The sequence below is a fragment of the Anaerocolumna sp. AGMB13020 genome (genome assembly GCF_033100115.1).
In the GTDB taxonomy this organism is placed as follows: domain Bacteria; phylum Bacillota; class Clostridia; order Lachnospirales; family Lachnospiraceae; genus Anaerocolumna.
The window spans coordinates 1,878,375-1,903,276 of sequence record NZ_CP136910.1; the positions used below are offsets into that span (position 1 = coordinate 1,878,375).

General features: G+C 40.7%; 17 protein-coding genes. 3 read left to right on the forward strand and 14 right to left on the reverse strand.

The features are described 5' to 3' along the window. The first annotated feature begins 88 nt into the window (after positions 1–88). Positions 89–994, forward strand: a complete 906-nt coding sequence (locus R2R35_RS07385) for an AraC family transcriptional regulator (protein WP_317733862.1) — start codon at positions 89–91, stop codon at positions 992–994. Between the two features lie 430 nt (positions 995–1,424). Here R2R35_RS07385 and R2R35_RS24675 read toward each other — a convergent pair whose 3' ends face one another. The 12 genes from R2R35_RS24675 to R2R35_RS07440 form a co-directional block, all read right to left on the reverse strand. After that, entirely contained in the window at positions 1,425–1,628 is a 204-nt protein-coding gene (locus tag R2R35_RS24675; protein WP_442872274.1) for a hypothetical protein, read from the reverse strand. Positions 1,629–2,211: 583 nt separating this feature from the next. Further along, positions 2,212–3,066, reverse strand: a complete 855-nt coding sequence (locus tag R2R35_RS07390) for a polysaccharide deacetylase family protein (RefSeq protein ID WP_317733863.1) — start codon at positions 3,064–3,066, stop codon at positions 2,212–2,214. Between the two features lie 134 nt (positions 3,067–3,200). Further along, positions 3,201–5,900, reverse strand: a complete 2,700-nt coding sequence (locus R2R35_RS07395; protein WP_317733864.1) for a GH36-type glycosyl hydrolase domain-containing protein — start codon at positions 5,898–5,900, stop codon at positions 3,201–3,203. A 288-nt stretch (positions 5,901–6,188) separates the two neighbouring features. Continuing rightward, entirely contained in the window at positions 6,189–6,911 is a 723-nt protein-coding gene (gene bglS, locus R2R35_RS07400; RefSeq protein ID WP_317733865.1) for a beta-glucanase, read from the reverse strand. A gap of 167 nt (positions 6,912–7,078) precedes the next feature. Then, the gene (locus R2R35_RS07405; RefSeq protein WP_317733866.1) at positions 7,079–8,347 is read right to left on the reverse strand and encodes an ABC transporter substrate-binding protein; all 1,269 of its coding nucleotides are present in this window, start codon (positions 8,345–8,347) and stop codon (positions 7,079–7,081) included. A gap of 111 nt (positions 8,348–8,458) precedes the next feature. After that, complete coding sequence (locus tag R2R35_RS07410) at positions 8,459–9,325, reverse strand: carbohydrate ABC transporter permease (protein WP_317733867.1); 867 nt, start codon at positions 9,323–9,325, stop codon at positions 8,459–8,461. Continuing rightward, positions 9,325–10,305: a carbohydrate ABC transporter permease gene (locus R2R35_RS07415; protein WP_317733868.1), complete on the reverse strand. Its 981-nt coding sequence runs from the start codon at positions 10,303–10,305 to the stop codon at positions 9,325–9,327. Before R2R35_RS07415 ends, R2R35_RS07410 begins: the two co-directional genes overlap by 1 nt. Positions 10,306–10,379: 74 nt before the next feature. After that, positions 10,380–11,771, reverse strand: coding sequence for a sugar ABC transporter substrate-binding protein (locus R2R35_RS07420; protein WP_317733869.1), 1,392 nt, complete (start codon positions 11,769–11,771; stop codon positions 10,380–10,382). 96 nt (positions 11,772–11,867) lie between these two features. Further along, positions 11,868–13,646, reverse strand: a complete 1,779-nt coding sequence (locus R2R35_RS07425) for a sensor histidine kinase (protein WP_317733870.1) — start codon at positions 13,644–13,646, stop codon at positions 11,868–11,870. Beyond that, the gene (locus R2R35_RS07430; protein WP_317733871.1) at positions 13,636–14,688 is read right to left on the reverse strand and encodes a response regulator transcription factor; all 1,053 of its coding nucleotides are present in this window, start codon (positions 14,686–14,688) and stop codon (positions 13,636–13,638) included. The genes R2R35_RS07425 and R2R35_RS07430 overlap by 11 nt, the downstream gene beginning before the upstream one ends. A gap of 114 nt (positions 14,689–14,802) precedes the next feature. After that, a complete protein-coding gene (locus R2R35_RS07435) occupies positions 14,803–17,748 on the reverse strand; it encodes a GH36-type glycosyl hydrolase domain-containing protein (RefSeq protein WP_317733872.1) in 2,946 nt (981 codons plus the stop codon). 342 nt (positions 17,749–18,090) lie between these two features. Continuing rightward, complete coding sequence (locus R2R35_RS07440; protein ID WP_317733873.1) at positions 18,091–18,723, reverse strand: single-stranded DNA-binding protein; 633 nt, start codon at positions 18,721–18,723, stop codon at positions 18,091–18,093. Positions 18,724–19,273: 550 nt separating this feature from the next. Between R2R35_RS07440 and typA the strand changes: the two genes are divergently transcribed. Together typA and R2R35_RS07450 are read left to right on the forward strand one after the other, a co-directional pair. Then, positions 19,274–21,106 (forward strand): translational GTPase TypA, encoded by a 1,833-nt coding sequence (gene typA, locus R2R35_RS07445; RefSeq protein ID WP_317733874.1) that lies wholly within the window; start codon positions 19,274–19,276, stop codon positions 21,104–21,106. A 42-nt stretch (positions 21,107–21,148) separates the two neighbouring features. After that, positions 21,149–22,081, forward strand: a complete 933-nt coding sequence (locus tag R2R35_RS07450) for a DUF2156 domain-containing protein (RefSeq protein ID WP_317733875.1) — start codon at positions 21,149–21,151, stop codon at positions 22,079–22,081. 518 nt (positions 22,082–22,599) lie between these two features. On the opposite strand, the gene R2R35_RS07455 is transcribed toward R2R35_RS07450, so the two are convergent. Both R2R35_RS07455 and ytvI read right to left on the reverse strand, forming a co-directional pair. Continuing rightward, the gene (locus tag R2R35_RS07455; RefSeq protein WP_317733876.1) at positions 22,600–23,391 is read right to left on the reverse strand and encodes a Panacea domain-containing protein; all 792 of its coding nucleotides are present in this window, start codon (positions 23,389–23,391) and stop codon (positions 22,600–22,602) included. A 367-nt stretch (positions 23,392–23,758) separates the two neighbouring features. After that, positions 23,759–24,880, reverse strand: a complete 1,122-nt coding sequence (ytvI, locus tag R2R35_RS07460; protein WP_317733877.1) for a sporulation integral membrane protein YtvI — start codon at positions 24,878–24,880, stop codon at positions 23,759–23,761. Positions 24,881–24,902: the final 22 nt, after the last annotated feature.

Genomic DNA, 24,902 nt, shown 5'->3' on the forward strand with positions numbered 1-24,902 from the left:
TCTTGACTTTTTTACTCTATATGCTATACTCTGCTCATATCGAACTTGCATCTGTCATTCAGAAGGCTGCACCTTACAGGAGATCTTTATGCTTAAATCATTGTATACCGATTCCCAGTTCAAAGAACTGGTATCCCATGTCATTTCAAACCGGCCCTATTCCTTGCACCGGACCTTCATTCCTGCGGATTGTGATCTGGTACTATATCAGCATCTGCACGATGAAATCGAATTGTTTTACCTGGAATCCGGTGAGATAGAATTTATGATTGAAGACAGACATATTCTGTTAAAAGAAGGGGAAGCGATTCTTATTCCGCCAGGTCTGCTGCATATGGCACTTAATCCCCATAAAAGGAATTGCTGTTTTTATGCCTTTCTCTTCAGTACGGTTCTCTTTACCGAAGCCTACTCCCACTCCTCTTATGCACGTTTTGTCCAGCCCCTTAAGCACAATGGTGCCCTCTACGTCCTGTCGTTTTCTCCGGCTAATGGCTGGCAGGACAAGTTCCTTCAGCTGCTGGTGCAGATTCTTCAATTTTATGACCGAAAGGATATCGAGAACTGGGAACTGGAACTACATGGGCTGCTGTTTCAGCTATGGAATCTTTATTACGCAAATCATATGCTCTCCGTTGATCTTTCCGGTACTTACCAGAAGCTATATGATAAATTGAAAAGTTCCCTGCTCTATCTTCAGGAGAATTACGGTGCGGATCTGACGCTGGAACAGCTGGCCGGACATTCTGGTCTTAGCAAAGGTGCTTTCTGCCGTTACTTTAAAGAGCTTACCGGAACCTCTCCCATTACCTATCTGGTACGGTTTCGAATTAGAAAAAGCTGCGAATTGCTTATAAACAGCGATTTAAAAATAACACAGGTCGCCAATCAGTGCGGTTTTTATAATATCAGCCATTACAACCGGGCTTTTCTTCAATATATGAAATGTACACCGACGGAATATCGCAGACAGTATCCTGAGAGTGAGAATTAATAAAGGTATAAATACTTTTAGATTAAGATTTTGGATTTTGGCGAAAGTTTGTCTTTGGGGGTGGACGAAAACCTGGCCTCCTCTTTGTACGTTTTTGTTCGGAGAAGAACCCTTATTCCACTAGTACTGCAGAATCCGCTTAAGACAGAACCGAATAAGCCAAACTCGCGTAGTAACAGGCTGTGCATCTTTTTTTGTTCTTTGCACGCTCAAACAGTGGCTTATTCGGTTCTTTGCGCGGTTTCCGCAGTACAAGTGTCATAAGGAACCTTTCCGAGACAAAAACTCCCAAAGAGGAGGCCTGGTTTTCTGATTATTGTAAATGACTTTATTTCTTTTTTAGTTATGCTGAGTAGAATTATTTTACGGAGGCAGTTATATGGTTCAATAAGTAGGATGTATATTAGATGATTTATTTTTAGCAATGTATTTATAAGCTTTTACTTAATAGCCAGAATTTATCACATTTATTTGGTATTTGCTTTTCATTTACGTTACATGGGTCTATAAATGAATCCTTTATTTTTTCTGTGAATCCCAGCCTTTTGTATAAGCGTATATTATCTGCTTCAGTTTCATCTACTCCAATAGTTACTGTTTTGAACCCTAAATTTTTTATATGCTCTAAAACCAAAGTTAAGAGTTTTGTAATAAATCTTTTTCATTTGCAATCCCAATTTTCATCTATTTCACTTCCTTATAAAGGATAACATATATATTTTTAACTTTAGAAGCTCAGAACGAATATTTGCAGTACATAAGAATTGACCTTGAACATATCCTGGCTAACAATTATTTAAAATAACGAAGTGCCAGAAGAAGCCTTTATGAGTTGGATTTCCTTAGGCTTCTTCTGGCTTGTAATTTATGATATGGTTAGTTGCTTGTTTATATTATTTTTGTGTTTTAATTGATGTTACTGGACTGCTTTTCTCATCTACTTAATGGTATGATTAAAGCGTCAAAAGCCTTGTTTTTACACAATTTCAGGCAAATCGCACAAAACAGAAGAACGAATGCGCCTATGGAAAGGTATTAGAAGTCCTATTCTCCGGATGCTTTGCGCTATGTTATAAAACAGATTGTTTGAGCGAAGCGAGTTATCTGTTTTATAACATGCCAAGCACAAAGCATCCGGAGAATTAGGACTTCTTATACCTTGGAATCGAAGCATGCGTTTTTCTGTTTTGTGCAATTTGCCGTCCCCTTTTGAAAAACTAATCTTTTGACACTTGAATCATGGTATAGGTAGAACCGGACTTTATCTCGCAGATTGTATCATCGTATTTCAGCCAGAGGTCTGTGGCTGTTGGATTACTTATGCGTTTGCCGTCTGCGCTGAATATTAATTGCTCGTAGGCTTTGGTGTACTCGTATATTTGAATGTTGGTTGCATACCACACATCTTTTCTATTGCTGATATATTCGGCAAATTCTTCTATTACCTGCCAGTTGTCATCGGCTTCAAATTCATAGCTGTGCCCCCATAGGTAGAACAGATAAGGTGCCCAATCGACTTCGTCTTCTATAAACTTTTTGGCAAGCTGCATTAGCTCCGGTGCTTTGTGATGGCAGGTTGCAGTCAACCTAAGCCAGTCGGCAGGCATTCTGAAATCAAAGGTGGAAATTACGGTTCTTGCATAGGCAATTCCGCAATTTTTTAGAATTTCTACTACGCTGTCACTATAGGTACCAAAGGGGTATGCCATTCCACGTACTATAGTATCAAATTGTTTCTCCAGACGTTCTCTGTCTTCTGTAATTTCCTTTATTACCAGATTTCCCGGCAGCTGCTCCAGAAATGGATGGGTAAGGGAATGGACTGCAATTTCCTGACCAGAATTCTGAAAGCATTCATTTATCTGCTTTTCTGTCATTCTTCTATGTATCTGACCGGTCGGATATTCGGTTCCTTCCGCTGCATATAAACCACTGTTTAGGTTAAAGGTTCCTTTTAAACCATATTGCTGCATAATTTCCAGCAGTTTTTTATCCTGCTCCACTCCATCATCGTAACTTAATGTCAGTGCTTTTGCTTTTCCTCCCGGATATCTTAAGTGTATACTTGCCATAACAGGCTCCTTTCTTTATTACCCCAATCTTTTATTTTCAGGGTTATTATACACTTGAAAGATCTTTTTCTCAATGATTTTATCACAAGTATATGTTCACTGGATGAAAGAATACCGTTTTGCCTCTGTTGGACTTATTGCAGCTCTATACTGATATGATGCGTACTTTCTTTTTCCAATTCCATTATTTTTTGTTTCTCAATTCTGTCCGTATTTTCCCCGTACAATACTCCATCTATCCTGATGCTGCCAATTTGATACTCTCCAAACTCCTTTTTGCTTTTATTGAGATATTCCACTTTTAATCTTCTTTCCTGGTAGGTCAATGAGATGGAAGCTGCACCATCTTTGTCAAATTGCTCTTTCAAAAGCCCCGGCTTCAGAACAAGTGTGCCGTATTTCCCTTTTATTCCATACATTTCTGTCAGTACTGTCAGCAGGAGCCAGCTGGCTGCCCCTGTAAGATAATGATAGAGACCGTAACCCCTGGCGTCTATATATTCTGTTATTCCCGGATACACCCTGCTTTTTTCGAAATCACTCAGCTGGCTGTAAAGGGTGTGGATTACCTTATAGGCTTCTTTGGCAAATCCTCTCCGGTATAAGGCGTTGGCATACATCACTGCCATATGGGAGAAGACCGCTCCATTTTCTTTGTGCCCATAAGCAAACCCGAACATTCTGCCAAGGTCTGTTTTGACTTCCCCAAAATCGGTGTTGAGCCTGTAGCCGCCTGCATCCTTTTTGTACAGATAGTTATCTGCCGCCTTTATGATTTCGAGACTCTCGGCTTTTGTTGCCGTACCGGACATTATGGTAAATACCTGACCGGTAAGCATCATTCTCACCCCCAAAGGATGGTCTCCCTCCACCCTGCTGCCTTTGTTATCGTAGTAACCGTTGTACCAGGAATTGCCGTTCTGATCGGTTATCCACTCTTCTTTCCTGATATGGTCTTTAATCCACTGGCTTTTCTTCTTAAGATTCCTGATCAGTTCCTCAAAGGATACCTCCACCTTTTTTCCGCTTACTGTACGCCGGCAGCTTCTATGATATTTCTGAAGAAGTGCTTTTTTTTGTAAAGTGCTGTCATACAGCTCCTGACTATCCTCCAGTAACAGGCTGATTTCTTCTGCCAAAGTCAATACACTGCCATCCTTTTCCTCTTTCAGCTCTTTAAGCAACTCCGCCATATCGGACAGATTTCCGGCATAAGCAGCAGTAAAGGCAACACTTTCCCCTCTTTCACCTGCCATATCCAGGGCATCATTCCAGTCTGCTCCCCTTAAACGAATGTTATTATGCTCTCCTACATCGTAAAATGCCGTCAGATTCTGCAAAAGCAGATGTTCCAGTACTGTTCCCCTATAAATCTCTCCGTTTTCGGTGCGTAGCAGATTTCCCTGCTCCTCGGACCAGTTTTCATCTTTTCCCTCTCCTCTGTCTGCCTGGTTATCTTTAAAATAGACCACCTCCTCCAACAGTAAATCCAGATCTGCGCTTTGTTCGATATAGAGTTTTGTTGTTAATAACGGCCAGAAGCCATGATCCATCCATACACGGGTAATGTTATTCCTGTCTGCGATAAATTCTCCAGGTTTTGAACCGATTATGGTGGCATTGGTTCCGTCTATTCGGACACCTGCAAAATTATTTAATATCATTTCCCTCACTCCCTGAGGGTTCATGATCAACAGTGCCAGACAGTCCTGCCATAAGTCCCGCCAGCCTCTTCCGCCTTTTCCGTAGTCATGATGGGGCAGAAAGGAGCAGCCGTATATGCGACGTAACATAGGCTGGAAATTTACCCAATACATCCAGTTATCAAAGTTCTTATCACCGGTATGACAGGATACGTTTATTTTATGTTTCCAATAGCTTTTGGTCTCTTTCAGCGCTTCTTCAAAAAAAGCTTCGGACAGAAATTTAGCAGCAGTCTCTTTCATTTCACCCTCTTCGTCACCATATGCCAGAGAAAGGATATAAACGCTCTCTTCTCCCGGTTTTAAGACAACCTCGGCAAACCGTAATCCTCCCAATGCTTCGTAACCATCTATGGTATAATCCTGGCTGACTGGTAATAAGGTACCTTTCATTATAGCCTCTGGATTCTCCAAAGAACCTCCGTTTCCGATAAAATCATCAACTACCGGAAAGAAGCCTGCAGGGTCTCCGCTTTTTTCTGATTTTCCAAATACTCCATATACCCAATGATTCTGCTGGTGCCCTCTTTCATCAAAAGCCAGGGTAGGATGGACCAGCACTCCGTTATTTGTGGTTTTGATCCGATGAAGCAAGGAGGTCACATGCCTGTGATCTCTGATATTATCTGCAGAACGTCCGTAAATGGGCACGGCTGCAGTAGGTGTTATTATCATTTCTTCAGCACCTTCATTGCGTATCCGTACTTTCATCAATTCTATTCTTTCACCGGTTGCAGGTACAAAGGAGGTTATGACAGAGCTGATTCCAAGGCTTTTATTACAGCGTGTCACCTGGTGCCACATAATTCCCGCTTCCAGTACAGTCTCTTCTTTTTCTTCCGTAAAAATTTCCGCCTGCTGCCTGACGGATACCCCAGTGGCTGACCAGGCCTCTTTGCAATTGATAAGTACCCAGAAGTTCCTGGTGGATTTGTTGTTATGTAAGTCCTCACTGCTTACAGGCTGAAGCAGAAAATTGTGCTGCCCGGTTTTGGAATCCCCACCTAATAAGGGTGTAATACTACTCATTACCCCCTTTTCATTGGCCAGAGGGAAATACAAATAATTTGTTGTTTCAGGGTCCGGCAGCCGGAAAGTTCCCATCTCATCGATAAACTGATATTGTTTCATTTAAGCTCGGCACCTCTTCTTCCTTATAATTTTATCTTTACTATCTCGGTTCTTTTCACGACACATTGCCGGTTCTGCCTGAGAAACTGTATAATGGATATACAATTTTTCCTGGACAGAATCGGCAACATTCTTGCACTCCTGTATGTATTTGTTTCTTGATATTTTTCTCTTCTAATTCTTTATGAAATCAGATGTTTAAAGCGTCAAAAGCCTTGATTTTTGCAATTTCAGGCAATCACACGTCCCCTTTTGAAAAACTAATCTTTTGACACCTGCATCATCAGATTACTCTGCCAGTGTAATGCGTATCCAGTCATATTCAGCCTGAAGAGGTGTCTTTCCATCAAATGCACCTAACCAGGAATCCACTCCGGTTCCGGGCCAGACATTCATCATAACCTTTCCGGCAGTAACTGGAATGTCAGTCTCCGCGGTATGTACGGCCTTTCCGTCCACATACCAGGTAATCTTATCCTTAAGCCACAAAAAGCCGTAGGTATGGAACTCTTTTGAGGCATCAAACCCAAGCTCATGGACATATTCATGCTCCCCCACACCATTGGTAAAATAATTAAACTGTACCTTCGTCGTATCTTTTCCCAGAAATTCAATATCTATTTCATCCCATGGATTATTATCACTGGGTCCCGTATAGGTGAAAAAAGAGGATACCACTCCATCATTCTTTATGGGTTTCATCTTTACCTCATACTTTCCATAATGATAGAATTCTCTGGTACGGTACTCACCGCCGGACCATTTTGGGGACGCCTCCGGACCATCGGAATCAATGGTTAATTTCAGGATACCATCTTCAAAACTTACATTATCCCCTCTCCAGGTACAATCGAACATACTGCCGTTACTCCAACCGTCGGCTTTTTGCATCTTTTCTTCTTCATAACTGTCAAATTGCTGTTCCAGTGCTACTTCTTTTTTCGATGAACAGCCTGTTAAAATCATTCCTGCCATTAGTAGGAATACCCCCTTTTTTAGTTTTCTCAACATGCACTATCCTCCAACCCGGGCTTTCGCCCATGCTCTGAAAGCCTTTAACTGCTCTCACCATTCTTTCCATTATCAGTATAGCCACCAAAAGTCAAATGTAACAGGGTACAAAATTATGATAGTCCCTGATAAAATTAATAAGTTGAGAGGGAATCCCTCTCAACTTATTATTCTGATAGTCCTTGTATGAACTCTTTATATGATTTTTCACCGAATACCAGTCTGTTCAGCAGATCATAATACTCACCCGACTGCTCCTCTGTCATAATCTGGTCATACGCCGGATATAATACCTTACTTCTGCCGGCTTTCCAGCTCTGATAGAGAATCGGATATTTTTCTTCCTCTACCGTCTGATTTTTATATACCGGCAGACCAGCTCCCATATCATTTACTACGACATTGGAAATGCTCTGCATGACCTCCATATACATCTGGATAAGCTCCTCCTTTTGGGGTATGGCACCGTATTTATTGATAACAAAGGTATCGACGTAACCTCCGATACCCTCCCTTCTGTTACCATTTGGAAAAGGAATTACATCCACTTTCCCTTTGACCTCGGATTTATCTCCCTCCAAAAAGGTGGAGCCCCAGCTTCCATAATAGAGCATTGCCGCTTTTCCCTGCGCAAACTGATACACAGCATTATAGCCGTCACACTCCAGATAATTCCGCTGCCAGATCTTCTTCTCTATCAGCTGCTCCATTTTTTTTGCAGCCAGCTTAAACTGCCCGGTGGAAAATAATGACTGGTCGTTAACAGCACGATAGATGGCATTTCCAGGCCCTTCCTCCTGTACCAGGCTCATATAATAGAGGGAGGACAGCCAACCTTCTTTTGCACCGGTGACAACGGGTATTACCTCTTGTCTTTTACATTCCTCCACAACCTTTAGAAACTGTTCGTAAGTATTAGGATATTCCATACCATACTCCTGAAAAATCTCTCTGTTGCAGAACATGTTCGCTTCCCAGCCATACAGCGGAAGAGCATAGATCCTGCCCTCAAAGGTAAAGGCATCGAGGCCTTTGCTGCGGAGGGCCTCAGATATCTTTTCTTCTTTCACCGTATCCGTAATCTCCTGTATCATACCGGCATCAACAAACCGCTGTAACTTGCTGTATCCCCACATAAAAAACAAATCCGGCAGACTGTCAGTTAACATAGCGTTGTTGACTGCAGTCTGATAAACCTCATTTTTATAAACTGTTACTTCAAAGGTAACCTCCGGGTGATTTTTTCTATATTGCTCCAAGGCAATATCCAGTGCCTTCTCCGTGTCTCCGTGAATGGTCCATATACGAATCACTTCTTTTTTTCCATCCCTGTCCGATTTATTTCCCCATAATAAATCGGAATATATCTGGAGCAGGAACAACCCCAGTAAAATCCCCAGCACAATTATCAGCTGTACAATCTTTTTCCTTCCCATATTATTTTCATCCTCCGGATAACCCTTCTCTTTTATATGATAACTTTGATACTAACATATAAAATCTCCAAAAAGCAACCTTGAACCCAAGATTGCTTTTTGAAATACCTGTTAACCTTTTACTGCACCTGCTGTCATTCCGGTTATAAACTGTTTCTGGAGCCCAAAGAATATTAACAGTACGGGAAGGGTAGTAACACATCCTGCAGCCATTAACAGGTCATACCGATTCTGATAATTTCCCACATAAAGGCGGATTCCCACAGGAATCGTAGCCACCTCTGAGGAGGTCGTAAGCACCCAGGCAAAAAGCAGTTCATCCCAGGCCATTAAGAAGATATAAATTCCTGTCGCTATCAGACCTACCTTTGCCACCGGAAGAATAACCTTTATAAAAGCCCCGAACTTGCTGCAGCCGTCAATGATAGCCGCTTCCTCAAGTTCTATGGGGATACTGGCAAAGAAACCTCTTAAAATCCAGATGCTGAAAGGAATAAAAAATGCAGAATATACGATGACAATACCAGGATAGGTATTGATCAGGCGGATTCCCAGTGTTTCCTGTATCCGTATGAACATCAGATACAGCGGAAGCAGGAACATAATACCCGGAACCATCTGTGTAGCCAGTACCGTTGCCCCAAAGATACCGGCACCCGGAAAGTTAAATCTGGAGACTGCATATCCGGCAAGTGTGGCTATGGTCAACGCAACGATGGTCGTACTTCCGCACACAATGATACTGTTTTTGAAATACTGAAAAAAGTTAACATTTTTCCACATTTCCAAGTAATTTTCAAAATGATTGGGTGCACCTATTTTTCCAGTAGCAATCTGCCCCTGTGTCATTAAAGAGGTTGCAATCATCCAGATAATCGGAGCCACAGCAAAAATCACGAAAATTCCTAATATAAAATTTGCCAGAAAGTTAAGTCTCTTTTTCCTTCTATTGTAGTTTGTTAAGGTTTGTACTCTCATTATTCATCCACCACCAAATCATTTTGAAATATCCTGTACCAGATTGCCACCAGTCCCATTACACAGACCATTACAACGACGGTTGCGGCAGCACCGGTTCCGAACTGCCAGATCTGAAAGGAATTACGGTTAATGTTCGTCATGAGCAGGTCACCATATTTACCGGGAAAACCGGCGCCGTGACCAAACATCATGGAAACAATGTTAAAGGAGTATACATAGCTGATGATTCCATTCAGTATCTGAATGGATAATACGGATCTTAACAGCGGCAGCGTAACATTGCAAAAACTTCTCCAGGCATTGGCACCATCTATCTTGGCTGCTTCATAATATTCTTCTGGGATCTGCTGCAGACCAGCCAGCAGCATCAGCATTACAAATGGTACCTGTCTCCAGATTGTAGGAATAATGATAGCTACCATAACCGCAGGACCCGTAAGCCAGAAGGGTTTGTTTGGGAACAGGTGCAGGATATCTACTAAAATCCTGTTAATGATACCATCCTGCTGCCACATAAATCCCCATAACATACCAACTACAAAGGAGGGAACTACCCAGGGTGTCATCAGCAGTGTTCTGGCAATACCTCTGAATCTAAACTTACGGTTCAGCAGTACCGCTAACAGCATGGCAATGGAAATTACCAGGATACTGCAGATCAGTCCGAAAATAGCCGTATTTCTTAAAGCGTCAAAAAATCCCGAACGTATGGTACTATTTGCATCAAATAATACCGCTTCGTAATTATCCAAGCCGATAAAAGGGGCCTTAAGAAATTTCTTAAGGGTAAACTGATTGAGTTTTAAAAATGACATTATTATTCCGGATACGATCGGAATAAAATGTATCACGATCATAGCAATAATGGCCGGTGCAATCAGACAGTAGGCTAGTTTGTTCTGCCTGATTCTCTCCAGCATCCCTGTTTTTTTCTTCTTAGGGCTTCTTACTTCCCGCTTCTTTCCTGTATGTTTCATCCTTACTCCTCTATTGAAAAACCGCTGCAGTCTGTATTTTCACCATGCAGCGGTTCCTTTCACTCCACTATCTGTTATTGTTGGTTATATATAATGGTACACTCGCTTGCTGTCTGTTTTAAGAATTCTTTCGTCTGTTCCGGCTTATACGCTCCATATACTCCCATAACATTATCCCAGACATTGCTTAAGCCTTTCTGCAACAGGGTTTCAGAAGGTCCCCATCCTGCCACGGAAGGATATGCTTTACCAAAATCAAGCTGTGTCTTGAAAGCTTCCCTTAAAGGTTCTTCGGAAACGAATTCCGTTTCATAAGCTGCTTTAACTGTCGGTAAATTACCGCAGAATCTCTGATAAGCAACCTGTGCATCCGTAGACATTAAATACTCAATTACACGATAAGCAGCTTCTTTGTTCTTGGAGCTCTTGAATACGCTTAATCCGCTGCCGCCAAAAAAGGCATATCTTCCCTTAGGTCCGGCAGGGAACGGAGCTGTTCCGATTTTTTCAGCCAGTTCCGGCTGCTCTCTTCTTAAGGTCGCGATTTCATATGCACCGCTGATGATAACTGCTGCTTCTCCTGCATTAAAGGAGGCTTCCACCTCTGCGGAATTCTTCTCCAGTGCCGCCATGCTCATCAGGCCTTCCGTAGCAAGCTCTGTATAGAATTTAACGCCTTCATAAGCTTCTTCTGAATCCACTACGCTTGTCTTGTTATCTGCCGCTATGAATTCACCGCCGGCACCCCAGATCCAAGGAGCGAAATTATGTATAACATTCCAATCATTTTTACCGGGCATCATCAAAGGCGCAACTTCTTTTCCTTCCACGGTAATACCTTTCATCTTTTCTAACGCTGCTTTGAATTTATCCCAAGTCTCAAAATCGGTCTCAGGGTTTACTCCTGCTGCTTCACAAATGTCTTTACGATAAAACAGTGCTCTTGTATCGATAAACCAGGGAGCGGCATATCTTTCCTCCCCTGCTCCCAGTATCTGAGTGGTCGGAAGTGTAGCAGGTACAAACGCTTCTTCTCCTCCGAATTTATCATAAATTCCAGTCAGATCCTCCAGGGCCCCCATAGCTGCTACAGCTGCGACCTGTGTTGTTCCAAGCTGTGTAATATCCGGGCCTTCTCCACTGGTAGCTGCTGTAGTAATCTTAGTCCAGGCAGAACCCCAGTCTAATACGGTCAGCTGTACATCGATATCCTTATTCTGCTCAAGGAATGGCACCAGAACCTCTTTCAGGTTATTTTCCGGGTCACCACTGTTTGGCATAACCCACATAGTTACGGTTGTCTTGTCTCCGGTTTTATTGGATTCTGTTTCTCCGGCTTCATTTCCGTTTTCCGTTGTCGCTGCTTTATCTGACGATGTATTGGTATCGTTTTTGGAGCTGCACCCAACGAATGATGTGGCTAAAAGCATAACCACAAGTACACATGATAATAATCTTACTTTCATAATGTATCCCCCTTTGTTTTACTTGATAGATAAATTATAAAACAAAGTCCGGGGTTCGATAACTCTATAAAATTACGATATTAAGGGGTAAAATTCTTAATGTGGATCCCTCTGGCCGATTCCTGTTTCATTTTGAAAAGGAACCTTTAAGATAACCTTTGTGAATTCTCCTTCTCTGGATTCAATCCTTATAATATCTGGGATATTCCTGATATCGTGGGAGAGTGAAATCCTCATTACCACTGATCTCAGACCAAAGCCGGATTCAGCTTCCAGGGATTCGCCTTTCATGATTCGCTCAATGATATCCTTTTTCATACCGCTGCCATTATCTTCAACGGAAATTTCTGCATAGCTCTCTTTTAATACTGCTGAAATAGTGATTCTGATAGGTTCCCCCATTTGCTTGATTCCATATTTAATACTATTTTCCACCAAAGTCTGGATGGTCATTTTGGGAATCTGCAAATCTCCTGTTTCCGGATCAATCACATAAGTTACCCTTAAGATATCCGGATTTCGGATCAGGGCGATTTTAATATATTCCTCTACGATTTCAAGCTCATTGTTCAGGGATATCATATCTTTTCCCTGGTTCAGGCATGCTCTGTAGTATTTTGCCACGGATTTAACCAGCTGGTTGGCAGATTCTTTTTCTTCCACACTGATAAGGATACTGACAGCATTTAACGTATTATACAAAAAATGTGGTTTGATCTGATGGTTTATCACGGACAGCTCCAGTTTTTTCTGAAGCTTCTCCCTCCGTTCCACTTCCTGTATAAGACCACGGATCTGTTCCATCATTTCATTCAGCGCCTTGGATATATCGTCTGCTTCTGAATAATACTCTTCTTTTGGAAACAGAATATTCAGGTTACCCTGTATCCCGATTTCTCTGGCCCTCCTGGCAATTTCCTCCAGCGGACTGGTGACCCTTCTTTTAATAATTACAGATGCTATCAGGATAAATTCCATGGTTATAATGAGCAATAAAATCAGAGCAAATTCTACATTGGGTTCATACAAAGATACTCTGGTCATACCGTAGATTTCACCCTGCATACTATTAATTTTTCGGGAACTGTACTGCTTTTTATTAAAAAGCTGCCACCAGCTGTCATTGGCCTCTTCCCGGTAAACCAGCAGATTTTCATACTTTTCAATGCCCGAATCTGCCGGAAAAGAGATGGTATTACCTTGACCGCTTTTAATCAGAACTTCAAAATCCAGTTCCTGAAGATAAAGATTGATTTTTTTCTGCAGCTCATTGGGATCCAAAAAAACGATAAGGTATCCAAGATGCTTCAATGTAGTTTTGGAACGGATACTGCCTACCAGATAAAATGTATTGTCTCTTTGTATTTCCTCATTATCTCTTCCAATTTCCCAGTAAAAACTGCTTTTCTCCTGATGGTTATCAGGATTGATTCCAAGCTCTTTCAGGAACTGACCCGGTTCCTGGTCAAAAACCGGCTGCTTGTATTCTGAAATTACATCCTTTCCCAATACAATATGAATGGATTGTATTTCATTCCTCTCCGCCATCTTATTCATCAGAAAGGTGCTGATTTGCTTGCTTTTTCCTTCTTCTCTGCCATCAATTATATTCTGGAGTTCCTCATCGATAATCAGGTTATAGGAATACCGTTTAATATCTTCCAGCTGCATGTTGATAAAATAAGAGAAGGTAGTCAGTATCCGGCTGTTATTCAGGTTCTGCCGATAGACCATCTCTTTTCCTGTAATGACAAAGAAAAAAAGGAGGCCTAAGAACAGGGAGATAATCATTGTCCTGATATAACTGCCAAGCAATACACTGGTTATGGTCTTGTCCGTCATCTTGACCCTGGGGTGCTTCTTTTTAAAAATCATATTCCTCACACTCTGTTTTCTTATAATCGTTTGGTGTCATTCCAATATATTTCTTGAAGAGTTTCGTAAAGTATGTAGTGTCAGTATACCCAAGATAATTACACACTTCATAAATCCGCATATTCTTCTCTTTTAATAAGTATTTTGCTCTTTGCATCTTAATCTTGGTTACATAGTTCAGAAAATTCTCTCCCGTCTCCTGTTTAAAAAGACTGCAGAAATAATTCTTACTGATATTAAGGTAATTGCTTATGATGGTCAATCCGATTTTCTCATCAACATGATTTACCACGTAACGGCTGGCTTGTCTTACTACATTGTCTTTATACACCAACAGGTATTTATCCAATAGGTCAAACAGCCTTTTAATTTCCAGCTCAAACCGTTCGGTCAACGCTGTTCTTGACATATATTTCTGATGACCGTCCGTGAGATTTACTCCAAGGGCCTCAAGTTTGTTCAAATTAGCGTATTTCTTATTGATTGCCTGTACAATTTCCTCCAAAATATAAGAAAACCGAAGGTTCATCCCGCTGATATCCTCCAGTTCATACTGCCCCTCCTCTTCCAGAATGGCAGCCAGAAGTTCATAGGCCTTAGGGTCTGTCAACAGGACTGCTTCAATTAATTTTTTATCAAGTTCCCTGGCATATTTTCGTTCCACCGGAACGGTAAGGGTCTTTTTGACCTGATTCAGGGTTTCTATTATCTGGTTCTCTGCAATAGGCTTTAAGATATATCCGGCTACACCGTATTCGATTGCTGACTTAGCATACTCAAACTCAGCATAGGCAGTTAAAATTACAATTGACTGTCTGCCTTTTAATTCTTTTACTTTTTTTATATAATCCATCCCATTCATAATGGGCATTTCAATATCCGTTATAATCAGGTCGATATGGTGCTCTTTCAGCTGCAATAGTGCCTCTTCACCATTTTGTGCTTCATAAACTGTATGAAACTCAAGCTCCTCCCATGGTATCAGTTTTTTTAACCCCATTCTGACGATGGGCTCATCATCTACAATCTGTACTGCAAACATCCCTGCGCCTCCTCCTAAACCTTCTCTCTTTACTTTATATAACTTCATTCTAAAACACAAGCCATAAAAGAAACTGCTTTGAGTAATCGCAATTCTTCTATGGCATTTGTTTTCTTATTTTGCAAACTCCAGTTCCAGGCAGTGAACTTTTCCGTCATCGGTCAGAGGAACTGCATTCCCTTCAGCTGTTCTTCCATCCAGAACAAGCCGGTAAGTTCCTTCCTTTATACGGGACAGCCCAACGGGTTTGCGGACTGTTATTTCGTAGTAAGTTTTATTATGTTTTAAAGTAAATCGAAGTTCCTCCTCTTCTTCGGATAACATGGGATTTAGAAGGAGCTGTCCGTCTCTGTACTCAATTCCGAGCATTTCAAACAAAGTCAGGGTCAGCCAGGTGGAGGTTCCGCTTAAGGTAGGCCCTATGTTCTCTCCGGTGTGGCTATTGATATACTGTGTACACCAACGGGGATTACCGCAGGCCGTAAAAGGATCGTCCAGTGTCTTAAAGGGCAATACCAGATTTACCATCCAATAGGCAAGGTCCCTGAGTTTAACCGCCAGTTTTATATCCTCAGCTTCTTTGGATGCCTTCACCATGGCCGCTGCAGCCATCATGGTGGCATGCTTAAAGATACCCCCATTTTCTCTGTCACCGGGAAAATATTCCCCGGTTGCCGTAGCTTGGGCTACCCTGGAAAGATCTGTAGGGCTCATGAGGGGGAATCCGAAGGGACTCATAAGGTATTTCTGAATTCCCTCCAGCATAATACCAATCTGCTCCTCCGTTGCTTCTCCTGACAGTACGGACCAGCTAAAGGAATTTAAGAAGTAAGTTCCCGGTATCTCCTTCTGTCTGGAAAACCCGTCACCGCCAGCACCCAGATATGTTATTTTATCCCCGTAGCGGTTAAATAATACCCTGGCAAAGAAATCTCCCTTCCAGGCATGTTCCTGCAGATTGCTGCTCAGCTTCAGCTTCTGCTTCCTTAGTTCTTCCCGGTATTCCAGATCTCCAAGGTCAGAGGACAGCTCTTCCATGTGATTTATGGCAAGCTTTAGCAGAAATCCGTTCATGACACTTTCAGAATACCCGTCAATTGGTCCTGTAAGGGTTTCTTTTTCTTTTCCTGTCAGATAATGAGGATCAACCTTAAGGCAGTCGTTCCAATCTGCAAAGTCAATCAAAGGCAGACCGTGGTTGCCGATGGATACCGTTCCAGAGTAACGGATAACTGCTTTCAGGGTATCATAAACCTTTCTCTTCTTTCCGCTGCTTTCCGGTATTTCGTATTCCTCCTCCAGAAATTCCATATCTTTGCTGAATTGAACATAACGGTATACAGCCTGAACCAGCCAAAGCCCGTCATCCGACCATTTTCCGGCTTCTTTTCCTTTCCAGAAAAAGTTGTGATAGCAGTAGCCGAATTCAAGTACTTTTTCAATCCATTCTCTTAAAAGGGACTTGGTGTATTCCCCTTCCCCCATTGCCATAAAATAGTACATAGATGCATAAATATCCTGAATTTCCCGGAACCCGATTTCCCGGTATCCCTTTTGTGTCAGATCAAAGGAGCGGGATACAAAGGTCTGATATAATACCTGAAAAGGCAGATTATAATTGACATAGGCATCAAAATCCTTGTTTCCGGTAGAAACTTGTAAATAACATCGGTAATCATCGTACCAGTTCATCTGAGTTGACAGGGCTTCCTCCAAAGCCTCCTTTTTAGCGAACCTGGAATGGAGGTTCTCTATTTCTTTTTGAAGAGTTTCCTGCCTCACCCCGGTATCCTGAAGTTCTGTGATTAGCCCCATATATTGATCCGCAGTTACTTCCTCTCCTCCTGCCAGGGAAAAAAGTTTTCCTAAAGCAAGAAATCCCGGTCCTTTGGTACTGAGGCGGTTGGTAAGCCTGGACAGTCCCTGGGGGCGGTTCAAGCTGCCGCTTCCGATAAAATCACCGTAATGAGTCCCGATTTCACCGGGGTAGGTCTTCTTTCCTTTCTCATAGAACATAGCCGTCCCAAAGCGGACATCCCCCTTGCAGTAATCCGGATAATAATGTGGTACATAAGCAAGAAGCCGACCTTCTGCATTGTTCAGAATACCAGATTCCATGATAACCGTGGAATAGACCACATCCTCCATTAAGGCAGGAGGAACCGCAGAGGCAATCATTCCGGTAAGCACCACCTTTAGCTTTCGCTCCTTTTTCCCGGTATTCTTAATGGTTATTCTCTGAACCTCCGTTGCCATGGGCAGCCCCTGGTACTGGGGCAATAAGAAAATCGTTCTGGTTATGAGAAGACCGCAGGCGGTGGTATATTCTAACCTGGTATGGTTTCTGGAATGACGGCACACAGCCGTTAAAACATTGGAATCCGTCGCATCCGCTGAATAAAAAATCTGTTTTCCTTCTTCCACCAGATAAAATTGACGGTTTGCCGGAAACCCATTTTCCTCCGGCAGCATGTCCCATCGGGTAGCCAGTACCTGATTAGCGGCATGTGCCCTGAAGCTTCCTCCGCCTAAACGGTCCACAACGCTTTTCGGCGTGGATTGCAAAGGAAGAGAATAACCGATACGTTTTCCCAGCAGCATATTGGTGTAAAAATGGGCACCCGGCGAAGGCGCTTTTAAATCAATAACATGATCACCGAATTTGTCCAGGTATCCAGCCCAGGACTTGTAATTCATTAACTTATTCAGTATTTTAGAGGCCAGTGGCTCAGACAGTGGCTTTTCCTGCAGAAGCTTATCTTTTTCTTCCTCTCTGTCATAAATGCAATGAATGATTGACCCACTGTCCCAGGCTATCTGAAATAAATGGGATTGCGCAGTGGATAAGCTGTCAAAAAATACTGCCAGCATCTCATCCTTATACAATTCCTTGAAAGCAGGTACCTGATATGTAAACCTTCCAATAATGAGCAAGTTCTGCAGACTGGCATCCGTAAACTGGTAATCATAACCTTTCGTCTCCGTAATCAGTTCCCCGAAGAACTGTTGTGCCATTTCCTGGGGTTTCCCCAGCACTTCACGAGCAAGTATATGCTTCATAAAATCCCTCCGATAATAAGTTTATTGTCTCAACTGAAAGGTATATCTTATTCTGTGTAATTTTAGTCTTCTGCCTTTATCACTTCCGGTTTCTGACTGCTGCTTATAATAAAATTATTATAATGTATTTATTTAAAAGAAATAACCATACAAAATTACGGTTAAGCAGGTCAAAATTACGGTTTTTTAATGCTTCCAGGGCCTTACTGCCAGCCATAAAACAAGAAAATGCTGCTGCATTTAAAGAAATACCGGAAGGAGTCAATAGAAAAACCTTCCGGTATTATCTTTTTTATGCAACAGCATTTCCTTATTATATAATGTAATCTATGATTAATTCTCTTAATATTCCTCCAGATACTCCAGCTTACTTACCGATACTTCATAGGCTATTCTTTTTTCAAATTCATTTTCACTGATCTTTTTCTGGTACTCTCTGCTCTGAATTCTGCCCCATACCTGGATGTGTCCCCCAACGGTGAAGTTCTCGGCGAATCTGGCATTTCTTCCCCAACAGATGCAGGGTATGTAATCGGATTTTCCATAAGGTCTGTTTACTGCAAGTAGAATATCAGCTATTTCTCTTCCTAAGGGAGTTTTTCGATAAATGGGCTGCTTGCAGACAAAACCATCTAAAAAGATGAAATTTGGGCGAATACCTTCCGTATCCTCTTCACTTACTTTGATTTCTCTGGCAAATACAGACAGAACCAGCCTGTTCTTGTTGTCCTCATGACGGTTATAAGAACGAAATTGTCCATTAACCTCCACATACTTACCTTTTAAATCTGCTTTTACATCCACCAGCCGCTCTGATATCATAATTGGTATGTTATCATAGGAATTACTTAATCGGCTTACAGAAACCTCCAAAATGTAAAAACCCTCCCCAAATACATCGTGACTGAATTCAAAATCAGTCATTACCTCGCCTGCAATACTTACTTGATTGTTATCAAATACTTTATCTGTCATTTCGTATGACTCCCTTCTCTTTACTCGTGTTCTGTACAATTTATAATTGGTATCCCAATTGTATTGTCCTGACCTTCAAGATAAAATTATTCTCCAATACTATATGTATGACAGTAATATTCGTTTTAGAACCAAATTTCAAAAAAAAATTTATAAGTTTTTTTCCATTTGTTGTGAAAGGGTAAGCAAAACGCTGAAAATACGGCCCTCTAAAGAAATACCTTGTAAATTTCCCGTAGTATGTTAAAATGTTTTAGTTAGAGTGTTATTGCTTATATTGAGCTTAATATAGTTTTTTAAATCTATATATTTTATTGAAATAGTATCGCTATTATGACAGTAAAATTAAATTCTGCCGCATCAGCAGTAACAGCTGGTCTAAGATCATATAAACAAATATCCGCACAAAGGTAACTCTGGTAAGCGGATATTAAAACAACAGAAGACTATTTTCTATTCTGATATGTATCCCCATGAGTAAACACAGACCGAAAATAGTCAAATAAGTAAATATCCAATCAGAGATTGGACATTCAAGAAAGAGGTTACGATGAAAATCCAAAGAGAAGACATCAGAAACATTGCAATCATAGCCCATGTTGATCATGGCAAGACTACCCTTGTTGATGAGCTCTTAAAGCAAAGCGGAGTATTCCGCACCAATCAGGCTGTACAGGAAAGAGTCATGGACTCTAATGATATTGAAAGGGAACGTGGTATTACAATCCTTTCCAAGAATACGGCTGTTTCTTATGAAGGCGTAAAGATTAATATTATAGATACACCGGGACATGCTGACTTCGGCGGCGAAGTAGAACGTGTTCTTAAGATGGTTAACGGTGTTGTGTTAGTAGTTGATGCCTTTGAAGGCCCTATGCCCCAGACCAAATTCGTTCTTAAGAAAGCTTTGGAACTGGAACTGCCGGTTATTGTATGTATCAATAAAATCGACCGTCCCGAAGCCAGACCCGCAGAAGTTATTGATGAAGTTCTTGAACTTTTCATTGAGCTGGATGCTACTGACGATCAGCTTGATTGTCCTTTTGTATTTGCTTCCGCCAAATCCGGTGTTGCAATTCTTGAATTAGATGAGTCTCCTGAAAATATGAAACCCCTATTCCAGACTATCATTAACTATATCCCCGCTCCTGAAGGTGATCCTGAGGAAAGTACACAGGTACTTATCAGCACCATTGATTATAACGAATATGTTGGCCGTATCGGTGTAGGTAAAGTTGATAACGGTATCATTAAAGTAAATCAGGATGCAGTTCTTGTAAATGCCCATGATCCGAATAAGAGCCAAAAAGTTAAGATCAGCAAGCTTTATGAATTCGAGGGTCTTAAAAAGGTAGAAGTGAACGAAGCTTCCATCGGTTCCATCGTTGCGATTTCCGGTATTTCTGATATCCATATCGGTGACACCATCTGCTCTCCTGAGAATCCGAAAGCTATTCCTTTTCAGAAAATCTCAGAGCCTACCATCGCAATGCATTTTATTGTTAACGACAGCCCTCTTGCAGGACAGGAAGGAAAATTTGTAACCTCCAGACATTTAAGAGAACGTTTGTTACGAGAACTCAATACAGATGTCAGTCTTCGTGTAGAAGAAACCGAGAATACGGAAAGCTTTAAAGTATCCGGCAGAGGAGAACTCCATTTATCCGTTCTTATTGAAAACATGAGAAGAGAAGGTTATGAATTTGCAGTAAGCAAAGCTGAGGTTCTCTATCGTTACGATGAAAAAGGAAAGCAGTTAGAGCCAATGGAACGAGCTATCATCGACGTACCGGAAGAATTTACGGGAGCAGTTATCGATAAACTAAGCCAGCGTAAAGGTGAGCTTCAGGGAATGTCTAACGGAAACGGCGGATACTCAAGACTTGAGTTCCTGATACCTTCCAGAGGACTCATCGGTTACAGAGGCGAATTCCTAACCGATACAAAAGGTAACGGAATCATCAATACCTTATTTGAAGATTACGGCCCTTACAAGGGAGATATCCAGTATAGAAAGCAGGGTTCCTTAATAGCTTACGAAACCGGTGAGGCAATCACTTATGGTCTATTTAATGCCCAGGAAAGAGGTATTCTCTTTATAACAGCCGGTGTTAAAGTTTACTCTGGTATGGTCGTAGGTCTGAATGCAAAAGCAGAAGATATCGAGGTTAATGTCTGCAAGAGAAAGCAGCTTACAAATACCCGTTCCTCCGGTGCCGACGATGCTCTAAAACTGGTGGCTCCAAAAATCTTAAGCTTAGAGCAGGCTCTGGAGTTCATCGATACGGATGAGTTATTAGAGGTTACTCCACAGAACTTAAGAATCAGAAAGAAATTATTAGATCCTACTCTCAGAATGAGAGCTAAACGTAATTCAAAATAATTGCTATTACCACAAAGGAATTACCTTTACAGGAGAATGCATATGGGAATTGAATTTAACAAACTAACGATAGCAGACTGTCTCAGATTGGAATCCTATTCCAGCCTGAGACCGGTTTACATCTCTGAACGACAGCCGGTAAACCAGTTTATCTGGGAAGAATTCTACAATACCCATTACTACCGGAATGACCAATATATGATGTGCGTTATAATGACGGAAGATAAAACAAGTCCTATGATGCCTTTATGCAAAGAAGCTGACATCCCTGCCGTATTTGAGGAAATCAAAGAACATTGGAACAAAGAGCTAAATAAGCCGTTAAACATGTATCTTATTGATGAAACTTTTATTTCAGCATTAAAGACCATACCGGGATTTGAAGAAGAATTTGAAATCGAGAACTGCAGAGATAATCATGATTATCTATATGATGCAGCAAAATTGCGTACACTCAGCGGTAAAGCCTATCATAAGAAAAAAAACCATCTGAATTCATTCCTTAAGAACTATGCCGGCAGATATGAATACCGTACCCTGGATTGTTCTAATGTGGAAGAAATTCAGAATTTCCACGACAGATGGCTGGATAACAGGGAATACGAAGATAAGCATGGCAGTATGCGAAGTGAAGAAAATGGAATACACCGCTTATTCAAATATTGCGGCTTTGTTGATTGCAGTATCGGAGGTGTTTATGTAGATGGAAATCTTGAAGCCTATACCATCGGCAGCTATGCACCGGATATTAAATGTGCTTTCATCCATATAGAAAAAGCCAATATAAATATCCCTGGTCTGTATAATTTCATAAACCAGCAGTTTCTGATACATGCCTTTCCGGAAGCAGAGATTGTCAACAGAGAAGATGATCTTGGACAGGAAGGTCTGCGTAAAGCCAAACTATCCTATCAGCCCATCAAACTGGAAACAAAATATCACATCTACCAACGTAATTTCAACACGGATAAATAAGGCAAATACCTTTATTACCAAATCCAAATAAATATAAACCTGATCCTGAAAAGAAGCACCCTGTACCCCTTATTCTAAAGGTTACAGAGTGCTTCTTTTTGACATTATTATTGTACGTATGTCCTTTTAATCTCTTATTCTCAACAAGATTTATTAAGTTCTTTTATCAGTATTTCTTATTAATATCTTATTCTCTACAACTTTTATTATTGCCAACTAATATTTTCCAATCTTTCCAACCTTATTTAAGTTCAGCGTCCTATCTTCTAAACGATTTCAGGCGGATTGTGCAAAACAGAAAGAACGAATGCGCCTATGGAAAGGTATTAGAAGTCCTTTTCTCTGAATCGTTTATGCTATAATGTAAAACAGATTGTCTGAGCGAAGCGAGTTATCTGTTTTACATTATGACCAGCACAAACGATTCAGAGAATTAGGACTTCTTATACCTTGGAATCGAAGCATGAGTTCTTTCTGTTTTGTGCAATGCGCCGTCCCCTTGAAAAAAACCAATAACCCTACGATATCCCTCTAATTTCCCTGAATTTCCCATCCGGATATTTATGTATATCATTTAAACTATGTATTCCATATACGCCCAAAATATCTTTGAACTGATTTTTAATCAGCTCTTTCGCTATAATTCTCTTTCCTTCTTTGTCTCTTGAAATTCGATAATTGGCTCTCTCATGAGCTGCCAATACCTTCAGGGTCTTTGGTCCATACCAGCAGAAGGTGTCAAGAACTTTATTTATAAGGTTCTTCTCCATTTCTGTCAACCGGTTAACAGGTACCTCAAAAATATTAATACCATGTTTTTTCATGCTATTGTATAAGGAAATATAGGGAGCATTCTCACCATTAACGCTAAAATCATCTTCAAATAACTCTCTTTCATATAATGCCAGAAAGAAACCCTGAGCATAATACAAAAGCCATTGGGTATAGCCTGGGGACAGATCACCCTGGGTATAATATATCATGTATTGGGCTATTAAGTTAATTTTGCGCTCTGTCATTTTCTCAAGGACCGCCTGCATTGTCTTGCGATAAGCTACATTGGTCAGATTATCCTTGTTCTCAAGCAACAGTTCATAGTAATATACCGGATCTTCAACGATACTTTTTAGCTTACCGGAATACTCCGCAGTAGGTATATCACCTTCAATGTATCTTATTATGGTGGTTTCGCCCCAGCCTAATAATTTAGCAAGAGGTTTTTTTCCTATGCAAAAATCCTGTAAAATCGTTCGTATCTCACCAGAAGTAACAATAGCATTTTCTTGACTTTGCACTTTGTCTTCACTCATAGTTTATCCCCTTTCGTATAAATTTCCCCAAGACTCCTCTCATTTAAGTTCATTTGAAAATGTTATTAGCATACTGATCTATTTGTACCAAACACACCGGAATTTCTTGTCTGTGTCTTTTGTGGAGTTATCTCCGGTGTGTTCATAACCCTTGCATTTTAATAACTTTAATGATTGGATCGCAATACGGAATAAAACATGTGTATATAATTTACAATTTTCTATAATACATACTATAATACAATTTTTTACTACCGGTCAACATATTTCTTGTATTATTTGCTATTTTTTTATACTTATTTACATTTTACGCCTTTTTAGATAAAATTCATAAAAAGAATTTTTAAAATAAAAATTTGAATTATTATTACATTTTTCTGAAGTCGTTAATGTCGTGTATGATAATCCTAAAACCTTTAATAATATTATCAAACATCCCCGCTTTATAAAAATTAATAATAATCATTCCAATGGGTATACCTATAATCATTCCAAGAACACCCAATAAGCGATACCCGATGAACATAAATATCAACGTTGAAAAAGGACTGATACCAACACTGTCACCTACCATTTTAGGTTGCAATACCTGTTTTACGATAAGGCAAACCAAATAGATAATCAACAGCATAACCGCCCTGAAATAATTACCGGACAGGATTTCGATCAGCGCCCAAGGCCAAATTACAGCTCCTGTTCCAAAAAAAGGAAGAAAGTCAAGAAATGCTATCAATAAGGCAAAAAGAAAAGAATATCTTACCTTTATGATTTCAAATCCCACGAACATAATTACGGTAAGCACCAGCATGATCTTAAACTGTGCTTTGAAATATCCGCCTACGGCAGATTTAAAATTGGAAACGATTAGATTGTAGCTCTTTATTAGGGAAACAGGTGTAAAACGATGTACAAGAGCAGCCATATTATCTCTTTCTGCTATAAAGAAATAGGCAGACATGATTGTCACTATGGCATATAACAGTACATCAAGAACGTTCTTGGCATAATTACCGGCTTCACTAATGTTAAGGTCACTACTTTCAGACATAAATTGGGTTGCATAGTTCGTGATGTTGCTTCCTATATTATCCAGCATATTTCTGGCACTCAGAGGCAGCAGATCATAAATTCCGGAAAGCTTGACGGATATGGTATTAAATTGCTGTTCCAGGCTGGTATAAATATTCGGGAAGTCTTGAATCAAGTTGGTAACCTCTTTTACCAATACACTTGCAAGAGCATATATAGCGCCTACAACCGCACCGATTACCAATATTATAATAATAGCAGAACTGTGTTTACGGACTATCTTTACACGCTTTTCAAGAAATTTGACCAAAGGATTTGCAATGACAGATACAACAAATCCAATAACAAAAGGCATAAAGAAACCCAATAGTTTCGGAAGTAAAAATAGGACAGCCAATACTCCCAGAAGAAACAGGAGTACATTAACGAGAATCTTTACATAGATCAAAGGTTTTTTCATTTACTAAACTCCACTGTATTTC